Source organism: Corynebacterium sp. CCM 9204, assembly GCF_041357695.1.
In the GTDB taxonomy this organism is placed as follows: domain Bacteria; phylum Actinomycetota; class Actinomycetes; order Mycobacteriales; family Mycobacteriaceae; genus Corynebacterium.
Genome location: NZ_JAUERX010000001.1, coordinates 211196 through 224469, shown reverse-complemented (window position 1 = coordinate 224469; position 13274 = coordinate 211196). Strand labels below are relative to the sequence as shown.

The 13274-nt window shown below is 63.8% G+C and carries 13 protein-coding genes; 8 read left to right on the top strand and 5 right to left on the bottom strand.

The features are described from left to right. Nucleotides 1–37: 37 nt before the first annotated feature. The 3 genes from QWU43_RS00985 to QWU43_RS00975 form a co-directional block, all read right to left on the bottom strand. On the bottom strand, nucleotides 38–1870 hold the full coding sequence (locus QWU43_RS00985; RefSeq protein ID WP_370917190.1) for a flavin-containing monooxygenase: 1833 nt from the start codon (nucleotides 1868–1870) through the stop codon (nucleotides 38–40). Nucleotides 1871–2104: 234 nt separating this feature from the next. Beyond that, complete coding sequence (locus QWU43_RS00980; protein WP_370916923.1) at nucleotides 2105–3319, bottom strand: NupC/NupG family nucleoside CNT transporter; 1215 nt, start codon at nucleotides 3317–3319, stop codon at nucleotides 2105–2107. 40 nt (nucleotides 3320–3359) lie between these two features. Beyond that, complete coding sequence (locus QWU43_RS00975; RefSeq protein WP_370913681.1) at nucleotides 3360–3773, bottom strand: cytidine deaminase; 414 nt, start codon at nucleotides 3771–3773, stop codon at nucleotides 3360–3362. 175 nt (nucleotides 3774–3948) lie between these two features. Between QWU43_RS00975 and QWU43_RS00970 the strand changes: the two genes are divergently transcribed. From QWU43_RS00970 to QWU43_RS00940, 7 genes are all read left to right on the top strand, one after another. Continuing rightward, a complete protein-coding gene (locus tag QWU43_RS00970; protein ID WP_370916922.1) occupies nucleotides 3949–5241 on the top strand; it encodes a thymidine phosphorylase in 1293 nt (430 codons plus the stop codon). A 24-nt stretch (nucleotides 5242–5265) separates the two neighbouring features. Next, nucleotides 5266–5928, top strand: a complete 663-nt coding sequence (gene deoC, locus QWU43_RS00965) for a deoxyribose-phosphate aldolase (protein ID WP_370916921.1) — start codon at nucleotides 5266–5268, stop codon at nucleotides 5926–5928. Nucleotides 5929–5967: 39 nt separating this feature from the next. After that, a complete protein-coding gene (locus tag QWU43_RS00960) occupies nucleotides 5968–7686 on the top strand; it encodes a phospho-sugar mutase (protein ID WP_370916920.1) in 1719 nt (572 codons plus the stop codon). Nucleotides 7687–7861: 175 nt separating this feature from the next. Further along, a complete protein-coding gene (locus QWU43_RS00955) occupies nucleotides 7862–8770 on the top strand; it encodes a fumarylacetoacetate hydrolase family protein (RefSeq protein ID WP_370916919.1) in 909 nt (302 codons plus the stop codon). Between the two features lie 50 nt (nucleotides 8771–8820). Further along, nucleotides 8821–9171 carry a MauE/DoxX family redox-associated membrane protein gene (locus QWU43_RS00950; RefSeq protein WP_370913676.1) on the top strand — a complete coding sequence of 117 codons (351 nt, stop codon included), beginning with the start codon at nucleotides 8821–8823 and terminating at the stop codon, nucleotides 9169–9171. Nucleotides 9172–9196: 25 nt separating this feature from the next. Next, nucleotides 9197–9394, top strand: a complete 198-nt coding sequence (locus tag QWU43_RS00945; protein WP_370916918.1) for a hypothetical protein — start codon at nucleotides 9197–9199, stop codon at nucleotides 9392–9394. A 557-nt stretch (nucleotides 9395–9951) separates the two neighbouring features. After that, entirely contained in the window at nucleotides 9952–10878 is a 927-nt protein-coding gene (locus QWU43_RS00940; RefSeq protein WP_370915724.1) for a ribokinase, read from the top strand. Here the strand turns inward: QWU43_RS00940 and QWU43_RS00935 are convergent. Both QWU43_RS00935 and QWU43_RS00930 read right to left on the bottom strand, forming a co-directional pair. After that, a complete protein-coding gene (locus QWU43_RS00935; protein ID WP_370915723.1) occupies nucleotides 10869–11024 on the bottom strand; it encodes a hypothetical protein in 156 nt (51 codons plus the stop codon). The genes QWU43_RS00940 and QWU43_RS00935 overlap by 10 nt on opposite strands. A gap of 98 nt (nucleotides 11025–11122) precedes the next feature. Further along, nucleotides 11123–12418: an alpha/beta fold hydrolase gene (locus QWU43_RS00930; RefSeq protein ID WP_370916917.1), complete on the bottom strand. Its 1296-nt coding sequence runs from the start codon at nucleotides 12416–12418 to the stop codon at nucleotides 11123–11125. A gap of 53 nt (nucleotides 12419–12471) precedes the next feature. Here QWU43_RS00930 and QWU43_RS00925 point away from each other — a divergent pair, with 53 nt between their 5' ends. Then, nucleotides 12472–13257: a D-hexose-6-phosphate mutarotase gene (locus QWU43_RS00925; RefSeq protein WP_370916916.1), complete on the top strand. Its 786-nt coding sequence runs from the start codon at nucleotides 12472–12474 to the stop codon at nucleotides 13255–13257. The last annotated feature ends 17 nt before the right edge of the window (nucleotides 13258–13274 follow it).

Sequence of the window (13274 nt, the reverse complement as noted above, 5' to 3'; positions counted from 1 at the left end):
GGCGCACCGGCACTCCGGTGCGCCGGGGCACCACACATCACTCCGGATGATGGACCTCAGCCAGGGCATACACCGGGGTCTCCATCCGCTCCATCCGGGCTTTGAGCTGCAGCGCCAGATAACGACTGTAGTGGCGCGACTGGTGCAGGTTCCCGCCGTGGAACCACAGGTGGGGTTGCCGGGTGGGTTTCCACATATTGCGTAACTCCCCCTCCCAGGGCCCCGGATCACGGGTCGTTCCCGATCCCAGACCCCAACAGCGCCCCACCAGCTCCGCGACCTCCGGGGAGATCAACTGGGCGGCCCATCCGGTCATGGAGCCGTATCCCGTGGCAAGGACGATGATGTCGGCCGGAAGTTCGGTGCCGTCGGTGAGCACGACCGAGTCGCGCTTTACCTCCGCGATCGTCACCCCGGAGTGCAACTCGATGTCGCCGTCGATGATGAGCTGGCTCGCTCCGACGTCGATGTAGTAACCGGACGCACGGCGGAGATATTTGAGGAACAGGCCCGATTCATCCTCCCCGAAGTCGAGGAGGAATCCGGCATCTGCGAGCTGCCGGTAGAAGTCGGCGTCCTGTTCCCGGATGCGGTCGAATACCGGTTTCTGCGCGTCGGCGAGATGCCGGTACGGGATGGAGGCAAACAGCAGATCAGCGGTGTCCGTGTCGATTCCCGCTTCCAGCGCGTCCTCCGAGTAGAGCGGGCCGAAAACCTCACGCATCAACGATTCGGAGCGCACGATATGCGTCGACGAGCGTTGGATCATCACCGGGTGCGCCCCATGCGCATGAAGATCCGCACAGATGTCGTGGGCGGAGTTGTTCGATCCGAGCACGATCACGTTCTTTCCCGCGTCCATGCCTCCCCCGGGATGCTGTGAGGAGTGCCGGATCTCACCCGCGAAGTTCTCCTGCCCGGGTAGCGTCGGTACATTGGGTACGCCCGACATGCCGGTGGCCAGGACAAGATGCTCGGGACTCAGCGTGAGTGTTTCCCCGCCCCGATTCACCGTGACGCTCCACCGGCCCTCCGACTCGTCGAACCCGGCCGAGATACATGACGTGTCCGACCAGTAGTCGAGATCCATGATCCCGACATAATGTTCCAACCAGTCCCCCATCCTGTCCTTGGGGGTGAATACGGGCCAGTGGTCGGGGAACGGCAGATAGGGCAGGTGGTCATACCAGACGGGGTCATGCAGACAGAGCGAGTGGTAGCGGCTGCGCCACTGGTCGCCGGGGCGCGGGTGCCTGTCGATGATCAGTGTCGGTACGCCGAGTCTTTTCAGCCGTGCCCCGAGTGCGATTCCGCCCTGTCCCCCGCCGACGATCAGGGTGAAAGGCTGTTCGGTGATCCCGAGAGCAGCCCGCCGGTCCGCCCGACGGTCAGCCCAGTTGCGGGTGTCCGTCCCCGGACGTCCATGTTCGGCCCCCGGCTCACGCCGACGACCGGCCGGTTCCGGGTGATTGATCAGCTCCTGCGCGGAGGTTGTGAGCATGACCGCGCGCCCGTCGCGAAGCCGGACCACGCCGCGACAGTGGAAGTCTGCGGTGTCGAAGGTGAGGAAGGACCAGTCGTTGGCTTCCCCAGGGTCGACCATCTTCACATTGCGCAGCGCACAGCGGGGCCAGGTGTCCCGGATCATCTCGGTGATCGCATCCACCCCTTCGGCGGTGTGTATGTTCCAGGTGAACGCAGCCAGATCACGCCAGCAGGCATCCTCGGTGAACAGCGCCGCAAGTTCCGTCGCCGCGTCTTCCGGGCCCAGTTGATCTGCCCTGGCGGTAACTGCGGCCAGGGACTCGACCCATGCACAAACCGCCTCCGGCATCAGGTCACCGGGGTCCTCCGTCATTCGGGTTGTCATGGTTGTCACGAGATCGCCTCCTCATTCGGGTATGGGGCGAACACCGGCCCCGCAGTGTGTTTCCACCACAATAACCCCCAGGATAGTGCCTTGCGTCACATTTTAATTTTCTCGGCAAAATACTCACCGTCACAACCATTTTCCGACGGGCAGAGTCGACCACGATCCCGAATAGGAAAATGCCCACACGGACTGTTAGCCGTGCAGGCATTTTCTGATTCAGGCATTCAGGTGTCAGAAGGCCACCACACCGACGATGGCGGCATTGAGCATGTTGACGGTGAACCCACCGAGGAGCGCCCAGGGGCCGAGCTTTGCAACCTCACCACGACGCTCCGGCACGAGGCCGCCGATCGCGCCGATCTGGATGGCGATGGAACTGAAGTTCGCGAATCCGGCGAGCGCGAAGGTCGTGATCATCACGGTCTTCGGGGAGAAGGAATCGACCTGCGGGCCGAAGGATGAGAAGCCGACAAACTCGTTGATCACCGTCTTCTGCCCGATGAAGTTGCCCACGTCGAGCGCTTCCGACCAGGGGACACCGATCAGCCAGGCGACAGGAGCGAAGAACACTCCGAACATTGCTTCCAGCGACCAGTTGTCCTGCCCGAACCACCCCCCGATTCCACCGATGATCGCCGACAGCATGGTGATCAGGGCAATGAAGGCGATGAGCAGGCAGCCAACGGCGATGGCGATCTTGCCACCCGCCATCGCACCGGAGCCAATGGCGTCGATGATGTTCTTGGATTCAGTGTCACGGACGTCCCGGATGCTGGCGTCAAGATCAGATTCCTCGGTTTCGGGCATGAAAGCCTTGGCCACAATCAGGGAGCCCGGCGCGTTCATCAGGGATGCCGCGAGCAGGTATTCCAGCGGGGCTCCGAGGAGTGAGTAGCCGATGAGGGTGGAGCCAGCGACGGATGCGAAACCGCCTGTCATGCACGCGAAGAGTTCACTGCGAGTCAGCTTCGGGAGGTACGGGGACACCACCAGTGGCGCCTCGGACTGGCCGAGGAAGATCACCGTGGAGGCGAAGACACTCTCCACCTTGGATGTGCCGAGCAGCCACTTGAGTGCGCCGCCGAGAATGTCGACGAAGTACTGGATCACCCGGAGGTAGTAGAGGGCACCGATGATCGCCCCCAGGAAGATGATGACGGGCAGGACGTTTAGCGCGAAGATGAAGCCGTTGTCTCCGCCGAACAATCCGCCGAACACGAACTGGGTGCCCACGTTGGTGAACTCGGTGAGTTTCTCCAGCCCGTGCGCGATGGATTTCAGGACATTGAATCCGACGTCCCATTTCAGGACGAGGAGCGCGAAGGCGATCTGGAGGAGCAGTCCGACCCCTAGAGTGCGCCACTTGATGGCGGAGCGATGTCGGGAGAACAGTATCGCCAGGCCGAAGATGAGGGCGATGCCCAGCAGTCCCTGGAAGCGGTCCATGGAGGCTCCTAGTTGTCAGAGTGGTTTTTCGTGGGGAGAGTCAGAGGGAATCGGGACCAAATGCGTGGGGCAGCAGATCCGCGAAGGCGATGCTGACCGGTCCGCCGGAGGGCCCTTCGACGATCACGCGGTGACAGCTAAATTCCCCCAGCACCTGGCGGCACGCACCGCAAGGATGGCAGGGAGCGGCTTTCAGCCCCACGACGGCAGCGACGACGATGTGTGGCCGAGTGGCCCCGCCCACTCCTTCACGCTCGGCGATCATCCGGCCCACGGCGGTACGTTCCGCACAAACCGTCAGGCCATAGGATGCGTTTTCGACGTTGCAGCCGGTGACGATGCGACCGTCATCGAGCAACAGTGCCGCGCCCACCGGAAATCCGGAATAGGGCGCATACGCACCGTGTGCGGCACTGCGCGCACGATCAAGGAGTTCTGCGTCGGAGACAGCCATGTCGGACCCTTCGGGGTGGGGACGGAAATCACATGAACAGTTGTCAATATTTTCATTGACATTTGTTCACCGCCTCATGATAATCGGGCTGTGCACCACCGCACAAGAGTTTTTCGGATTTAATCCAGGTCACACCACCACAGATCGGCCCCACAGTCAGCACGAGGAGAAGTACATGGCAACGACGTTCGACACCGTGGACATCATCCGGACCAAGCGGGACGGTGGTGAACTCAGCGGAGCACAAATCGACTGGATCATCGACGCCTACACCAAAGATCGTGTCGGGGACGAGCAAATGGCCGCGCTCGCCATGGCGATCTTCCTCAACGGAATGACCACCGATGAGACCAGCAGGTGGACCCGGGCAATGATCAACTCCGGTGACCGCCTCGACTTCTCCGGGCTGGGGAAACCGACAACGGACAAGCACTCCACGGGTGGCGTGGGCGACAAGATCACCCTGCCTCTCGCCCCGCTCGTCGCTTCCTTCGGCGTCGCTGTCCCGCAACTGTCCGGGCGTGGTCTCGGGCACACAGGCGGCACCCTCGACAAGCTGGAGGCGATCCCCGGCTGGCAGGCGGACATCTCCACGGAACGCATGATGGAGATCCTGCGTGACCCGGGCTGTGTCGTCTGCGCCGCCGGGACGGGGCTCGCCCCGGCCGACCGCAAGCTCTACGCGCTGCGTGACATCACCGGTACCGTCGATTCGATCCCGTTGATCGCCAGCTCGATCATGAGCAAGAAGATCGCGGAAGGAACCTCCGCGCTAATCCTCGATGTCAAGGTCGGTGACGGGGCCTTCATGAAGGATCTGGACACCGCCCGCGAGCTCGCCCGCACCATGGTCGACCTTGGGTGCACCGCAGACGTCGATACGCGAGCCCTGCTCACCGACATGTCCACTCCTCTCGGCCGCACCGTGGGCAACGCCCTGGAAGTGCGGGAATCCCTGGAGGTTCTGGCGGGCGGCGGACCGTCGGATGTCGTCGAACTCACCGTGGCACTCGCCCGGGAGATGCTCGACGCCGCAGGTGTCCGGGATGCCGACGTCGAGGCGGCACTGGCCGACGGCCGGGCCATGGACACCTGGAGAAAGATGATCCGCGCACAGGGCGGCGACCCGGACGCCGCACTCCCGACCGCCACCCACACCCACGAGATCACCGCCGACAGAGATGGCGTTCTGGAGCGCCTCGACGCTCTACCGGTGGGCATCGCGAGCTGGCGCCTCGGCGCCGGACGTGCCCGCAAGGAGGACAGTGTGCAGGCTGGAGCCGGTATCGAGATCCATGTGACACCCGGAGACCGAATCACCGCAGGTCAGACACTGTTCACCCTGCACACCGACACTCCGGAACGCTTTGACCGAGCCATCGAAGCCCTCGCCGGTGGCTACAGCCTCGCGCCTGTGGGACAGGACGTCCCGCCCCGCGTATCCGCCATCCTCGACCGCATCAACTGACCCTTCCAAGGAGAACTGAAAGACATGACCGCACACCCCCGCACGGAGATCGCCCGCATCATCGACCACACCCTGCTCAAACCGGAGGCCACCGCGGACCAGGTCGCCGCACTTGTCGCCGAGGCGGACCGGCTGGGCTGCTACTCGGTCTGCGTCTCCCCCTCGCAGCTCCCGGTCGAGGTTCCGGCGGGACTGCACATCGCCACCGTCGTCGGGTTCCCATCGGGAGCCGTCAAGCCCGAGATCAAGGCAGCCGAAGCAGCCCGTGCAGTCACGGACGGCGCCGAGGAGATCGACATGGTCATCAACATCGCCCTGGCGAAAGAGAAGCGCTTCGACGCCCTGGAGTCGGAGATCCGCGCAGTCCGCGGGGCATGCCCCTCCCCCGTCGTGCTCAAGGTGATCGTCGAGTCCGCCGCACTCGACGACGATGAGATCATCGCGGCCTGCGCCGCTGCGGAGGCCGCCGGTGCCGACTTCGTCAAGACCTCCACCGGCTTCCACCCGGCCGGTGGCGCCAGCGTCCACGCGGTGAAGCTCATGGCTGACACCGTCGGTGGTCGTCTCGGGGTCAAGGCCTCCGGCGGCATCCGCAGCGCCGAGGAAGCGGTCGCGATGGTTGAGGCCGGTACGACCAGACTGGGCCTCTCCTCCTCTGCGGTCATCCTCGACGGGCTCGAAGACTGACACGAACCACCCCCATTTCGCCAGAAAGACGTGACCTGAATGACCCTCATCGACCGTGCCCGCACCTGGGCGTCCCATGATCCTGACCCGGCGACGCGGGAGGAACTCAACCAGCTCATCAACGCCGCGACGAACGGTGACTCTGACAGTGCCGCCATTCGGGAATTGGAGTCCCGGTTCTCCGGTCCCCTCACCTTCGGCACCGCCGGACTACGGGGCAGAGTAGGTGCCGGGGAGACCCGGATGAACCGGGCCGTGGTCACCCGAGCGACCCACGGGCTGATGACCTGGTTGCGCGAACAGATCGGTGATTCCCCCACGGTGGTGATCGGCTGCGACGCCCGCCACGGTTCCGCCGACTTCCGGAAGGCCGCAGCGGGTGTGGTCGCCGCAGCCGGAGGTCGGGCACTGGTCTTGCCCGCTCAGTTGCCCACCCCGGTCACCGCATTCACTGTCCGGCACCTGGGTGCCGACGCGGGAATCATGGTCACCGCCTCTCACAATCCCCCGGACGACAACGGCTACAAGGTTTACCTGGGTAGTCGCGTCGCCCGGGGCCCGGCCAAAGGTGTCCAGCTCATCAGCCCCGCCGACACCGAAATCGCGGAGGCCATCGCCACTGCGCCACCTGCGGATGAGATCGCTCTCGCGTGGGAGAAAGTGGAACACGTCGATGTTCTAGACGAGTACCTGGCGCGCGCGGCGAAGATCGGGCGGGCGTTCCCGGCACCGGACAAGGCCCGTTCGGACCTCAAGGTGGTGATCACCCCGATGCACGGCGTCGGTGGGTCCACCGCTATCCGCGCCCTGGAAGCGTCCGGGTTCACGGACGTGCACCTCGTTCCCGGCCAGGCTGAGCCGAACCCCGACTTCCCCACCGTCGCATTTCCGAACCCGGAGGAATCTGGGGCACTCGACCTGTCGATGGAGCTGGCCCGGGAGATCGACGCCGACATCATCATCGCGCTCGACCCGGATGCAGACCGGTGTTCCGCCGCTATTCCGGACGCGGAGGCCCTCGCCGGGTGGCGGCAGCTCACCGGCGACGAGATCGGGGCTCTCCTCGGCGAGTTCCTGGCGGCCCGGCGGGAAAACGGTAGCACCGGGGAAGACACGGTGCTGGCGAGTTCCATCGTCTCCGGTCGTCTGCTCGCCCGGATCGCGGAGGCCCACGGTCTGCGGCACGAGGCGACCCTGACCGGATTCAAGTGGATCGCCCGAACCCCGGGCATGATCTTCGGCTACGAGGAGGCCATCGGATACTGCTGTGACCCCGACTTCGTCCGCGACAAGGACGGGGTAACCGCCGCGGTGACCCTGTGTGCCCTGGCGGCGGAGGTGAAGTCCCGGAGTAGAACGCTCCGCGATGAACTCGACGATCTCGCTCGCGCCCACGGTCTCCACGCCACGGCCCCACTGACGTTCCGGGTGGCGGACACGTCGCTCATCACGGAGGGCATGCGCACGCTGCGTTCCGCACCGCCGAGCCAGCTCGCGGGATCCCCCGTCGTCGAGTGCGTGGATCTCCTCGACGGCTACCGGGGATTGCCTCCGACAGACGGCATGCTCCTGGTCACCCGCGACGATGATCGCGTCATCGTGCGCCCCTCCGGAACCGAACCGAAGCTCAAGTGCTATCTCGAGGTGGTCTTGCCGGTAGCGGCCAACGATGGTGTCCCGCACGCAGCCGCTGCCGCCCGTCTGGAGCGGCTCAAGGCAGATGTGGCCGTTGCAAGCGGAATGACCTATCCCGCGTGACGGTGACGAGGCAGCCGTTCTCAGCCACTCGCCGCACAAGACTTCCTCCACTTCTCGACATTGAAACTGGGACTCATTCATCTCGTGTCCGGTGCTCGTCATGCGCGTCGCCCCGGCTTTCCCGGCGCCTCAAAAACTGTCACTCCACCAGCCCCTTCTGATATACGATCATCAAATGAAGCTGTTGACGTACCTCGGACAGGACGGGAGAACTCACCCAGCTTTCCTCGCGGAACCAGAGGCCGCCGAAAAAGTACTGGATGAAGCACTCACGTCAGGGATGGCCCGGGATGCGGTTTTCCGAATCCATCCCATCGCAGACATCCGATTGAGAGACGTCGGGGATCTTCTCCGGCACGAGCACCGCCGCGATCTGGTTGCCACGGCACTCGGGGAAACCACCGAAATCACGGGGTCTGATATCCGCCCCGTGATCACCTATCCCGGCAAAATGCTCTGCACTGGCTTGAACTACGCAGATCACATCACCGAGATGGGCCACGACCTCCCCGACGTACCCACGCTCTTCGCCAAGTTCGCTGATGCACTGACCGGCCCCTTCGACGAGGTCCACGTTCCGCGTGCGAACGCGGATGCTCTGGACTTCGAGGGGGAACTCGCAGTGGTCATCGGCAACCACGTCCCCATGAACAGCTCACCGGACGAGGCCACCGCCGGTGCTGCGGTTATCGGCTACACGGTCTTCAATGACTTCACGATGCGGGATCTCCAGTATCGGACAGCACAATGGCTTCAGGGAAAGAACCTGGGTTCCGCATCCGGGTTCGGCCCCTGGCTCACGACCACTGACGAATGTGATCCGTCCGAAGCTACCTTGATCACCCGGGTGAACGGAGAGGTGAAACAGCGGGCGAATATCCGGGAGCTTGTATTCGACCCCGCAGCCCTGGTGCAGTTCATCAGTACATTCATCGATCTCCATCCCGGTGATGTGATAGCGACGGGAACGTCAGGCGGGGTCGGTTGGGCGCGGTCTCCCCGGGAAATGCTCATCCACGGAGACACCGTCACCGTGCAGATCACCGGAATGGGTGGCATAGCAAACCGGATCAGGGTCAACTGAGCCGTCTCCCGGCTCAGCCGTAGTTCCTGCCGTCGCTAAACTGAGATTCCATGAGACGTTTCCTGATCGTGTTGTTCAGCTTTGCCGGATTGATGCACTTCCTGCGACCCGATGGATTCGACAGGCTCGTCCCCGAGCAGCTTCCCGGCGCTCAACGAGCCTGGACCTACGGATCCGGCTACCTCGAACTCGCGACCGCACTTCTGTTGGCGATCCCGGGTACCCGCCGTATCGGCGGACTGGTGACCACCTTCCTCATGCTCGGTGTGTGGCCGGGGAACATGAAGATGGCGTGGGACTTCCGCCGAAAATCACCCTGGCTGCGCTCAATAGCGTTTCTCCGACTCCCGCTCCAAATTCCTCTTATCCGGGCCGGACTACGCATATGGCGGGAGCAGTAAGCGAGTCTTTTCCGAACGTCAATTCATGAGCCGCTACTTCATTGTCGACGTGGAGGCAACTTCCGCCACCCCCTACTCCGGTGTGATGACGGAGTTCGGTGTGGTCCATTTTCGTGACACACCGGATGTGAACCGGGAAACGCTCCTATTTCTCATGGCCCTCATAAATCTGCTCCCCCATTCCTGGTTCCGGCACCCCGGCCTGACCGCATACACCTACTGAGTCGGCACCGCCAACCCAAACACCATGAGCATCACCGCCAGAAGCAGGACCCCAGCCTTACTTCCGCCACTTCTCACTTTTCCCCTTATACAATCTCCCAACATTGCGAGTCCAAAATATCGAACCTCGCAGAAGTTTGATTTTTGCCACATATGGACTTTCCATACATTTAGTTTCACTAAATACTAAATTTCTCGGGTAAAGGCCTTTTCCATCCAGGCCCAAAAACAAGTAATCAAGCCAGCGGTGTGCAAAATATGGGAAGGAAAAACATTTGAACTGCACTTTTATAAAGCTCTCCGCATTTCAGCTACCTCCGACGCCGTAACCTCAAGCATGAAAAACATAAAAATCCCTCCCCGTATTCCCGAAATTTCAACGAAACTGGTCACCTAAATCGACACGAAGGACCTCGATTCTCAGACTTCCTCCACCTTCATGAAACGGAGGACGAAGACTTGTACCGTACGGATCGTTCCCCTGACACAATGGACCCGAAGGAATGTCGGGACACAATACGGATCCAGTCCCATCCCACCGAAACACGGAGGAGAATCATGAATGCGCAGCCACTTTCCGTCACCGTCGTCGGTTCCATCAACGCCGATCTCACCGTCTCAGTCGCACGGCGCCCCGGACCAGGTGAAACCGTCATGGCGTCGGGTGGAAGCATCTCCCCCGGCGGCAAGGGGGCGAATCAGGCGGTCGCCGCCGCGCTGCAGGGTGCAGAAGTCCATTTCGTGGGTGCCGTGGGCGATGACGCGTACGCCGCACCGGCGACGGCGGTCCTCCGGTCCTCCGGTGTGGACCTGGCTGCGGTGGAAAAGTTTCCCGGCGCAACCGGCCTCGCGGTGATCACCGTGGATCCGACCGGGGAGAACTCGATAATGGTCATTCCCGGCGCGAACGGCGCGGTGGACGCGGATCTCGTCGACAGGTGGCGTGGAACGGTGGCTGAGGCTGGGATCGTTCTCCTGCAGGGTGAGATACCGGCATCCGGTTTTCACGCTGCAGTGGATGCGGCCACGGGGCGGGTGGTGGTCAATCTCGCGCCTGTGGTGGAGGTCGACCGGGACGCTTTGCTGCGGGCCGATCCGTTGATGGCGAATGAGCATGAGGCCGGCCTGATCCTTACGCAGTTGGGTGCAGACGGTGCCGCTGCGGTTGCGGCCGGCCCGGAGTCCTGTGCCCGGGCGCTCGTGGAGGCGGGTTTCTCCTCGGTCATTCTGACGCTCGGTGCGGAGGGCGCACTGGTGGCGACGCCCGAGGGCTGCGAGCGGATCCCGAGTCCGTCAGTCACCCCGGTGGACACCACCGGTGCGGGGGACGCGTTCGCTGGGGCGTGCGTGGCCCGACTCGCCGCCGGGGATGATCTCGTGACGGCCACGCGGCACGCGGTGCGGGTCGGCGCGTTCGCGGTCACGGGGCACGGCGCCCAGGATTCCTACCCGGGGCCCGGCGTGGAGCTACCCGGTCAGGAGTAGGCCTGCGGCAAAATCCGTTCGAGGTCGAGCACATGCTCCTCGTCGATCCGGAAAACTTCGAACAGGCCCTCGAGGTTGTCCGGGATATCGGCACCGTGTCCGGTTGCGTCGAATGCCCCGGTGTCGAGGTGGTCCTTGTCATTCACGTGGTGTGTCCTCCGTGACGGTGTCTGTCATTTCCGAATCGTCCCGGTATCCGGGGGTGCCTCCACCCTAGCGCGTGGCGGCCACTGCACAACCTCCCTCAGTGATCCCGTGCCAGTTCCAGCAAGCGACCGAGGATGCCCGCGCCATCGTGGTGGATGCCGTCATGCTGGAACCGGTTGGTGATGTGGGGTCTGAGGTCCCGGTAGACCTCCGCGGTCTCCAGGGACATCTGCATGGGAACGTAGATGTCGTCGACGTAAATCGCTGCTGCGGCGACGGCCGGAGAGGACGCGATCACGTCGGCGTCGTAGAGGCGAGACCAGTCATCCTTCACCGCAAGATCCTCGGCAACGCTCCGGAACGGGACCAGAGCCGGGTCCTCCTCGAACTGCCAGGGGTAGATGTGTTCGCCGGTGAGGTAGAAGGGTTCGGAGAGGTCGCGGGGGTCGGCGTCCTCGGCAAAGCCCTCCACCGTGGTGCGCATGCGGTGCGCGGACCAGTCGGTGGCGCCGGGGACGGTGCCCCCGTAGATCGACTCGTGAATCACCGCGTAGAGCGGGTGCCGTTCCAGGCTGACTCGCCCACCGACATCGTCAAGGAAGTCCCGGCGCAGCCGCTTCTCCCCCTTCACCTCGTGGAAGGGCTGCTCGAAGAGGTAGGAGAGGGTGTCGAATCCGGCGCCGCGACCGAGTTCGGTTCCGATGAGCCGGAGCCTTCTGGAGCTCAGGCGTTCACCGGTGGGGAGTCGTTCGTCGGAGTTGTCCAGGTGGTGACAGACCTCGCGGATCCGGTCTTCGACCCAGTCGAAGCGCGCGTAGAAGTCCCGGTGGCGGCGGGCTAGTTGGGTGTAGGTCGCGCGGTAGACGTCATCGATGCTCCGGCTGATGGTCGGCAGTCCGCCGGTGAGCAGTGCGGTGTCCACGCGATCAGGGTGACGGGAGAGATACGTGGTGATGCAGAAGCCGCCGAAGCTCTGCCCGTAGAGCGAAATCCGCTGCACACCGAGGTACTCCCGGAGCCGTTCACAGTCCTCGACTATGAGGTCAGCACGTAGCAGCGTGAGCCGTTCGGTGAGGTCCGCGGCGTCGATGTGCGGGCAGGCTGCGTCGATCCGGCCGGAGCGCCCGGTTCCCCGCTGGTCCAGGAGGACGAGGCGGTGGGTTTTCAGTACCTCAGCGATCCAGCCACTGATGCCGGTGGGCCTGGGAGCAGGGTTGCCGGGGCCGCCCTGCAGGAAGATGAGGACGGGAAGGTTCTCCCCGCCATCCGGGATGATCTCACGGGCGTAGAGGTCGAGGTTTCCCCGTCCCGGGGCCGCCGGATCCCAGGGGACGGAGAGGGTGTGGCTGCGGAAGGTGTGTCCGAACCGTCGGCTGGTGGTGGTGACCGTCATAAGGTTCCAGGATAGCGGCCTCCCCGGTGCCCGGGAGACTACATTCGGGAGGTATGGATACTCATGATCTGATCACCTCGAACGGCCTGACCTTCCACCCCGCAGGTGCTCACCTCGTGTCGGTGGAGACCCCGGGAGGTGAACTGCTCTTCGTCAGCTCCACCACCGGCTGCGGGGTCGGTACCCCGATCCGTGGCGGGATTCCGCTGCTCGCCCCGTGGTTCGGGACCCTCCTGGGTGAGGAACCCGCCCACGGCTTCGCGCGGCGCATGGCATGGGACTGCCGGAGGACGGACACCGGCCTTGCCGCGACACTGGACCACGATGACTGGCGCCTGTCGTTCACCGCGGACCCGACGACAAACGGCGTCTTCGTGGAGCTGTCCGCCCACAATGACGCCGATGCCGACCGTCTGCTGCAGTTGGGGTTCCACCCGTACTACCTGATCGACGACATCGATCAGGCGACGGTGACCGGACTCGACGGCTCACCGGTTCTCGACCGCGTCACCGACCACGTCGGAACCGTCGAGGGCGCGATCTCCTTCGACGGCCTCTACGACACCATCGTCACCGCGCCCGCGGGTACGACCGCGACACTGACTGACGGCACCCGGACGGTGGATGTGACGGGCCGTGGGACGGACTCGATCATCGTCTGGAATCCCGGCGCGCAGTCGGCCGCGGGTATGCGGGACCTCGGGGAGGGCGAATGGCGGCGCTTCGTGTGCGTCGAACCCGCACTCCTGGGCCCGGATCTCGCGGGCATGTCCGTGGCACCCGGGGAGACAGTGACGATCGGGATGACGGCGCAGCTCACTGTCCCGGAGGCAGGCTGAGAAGCTCTCAGACGCTG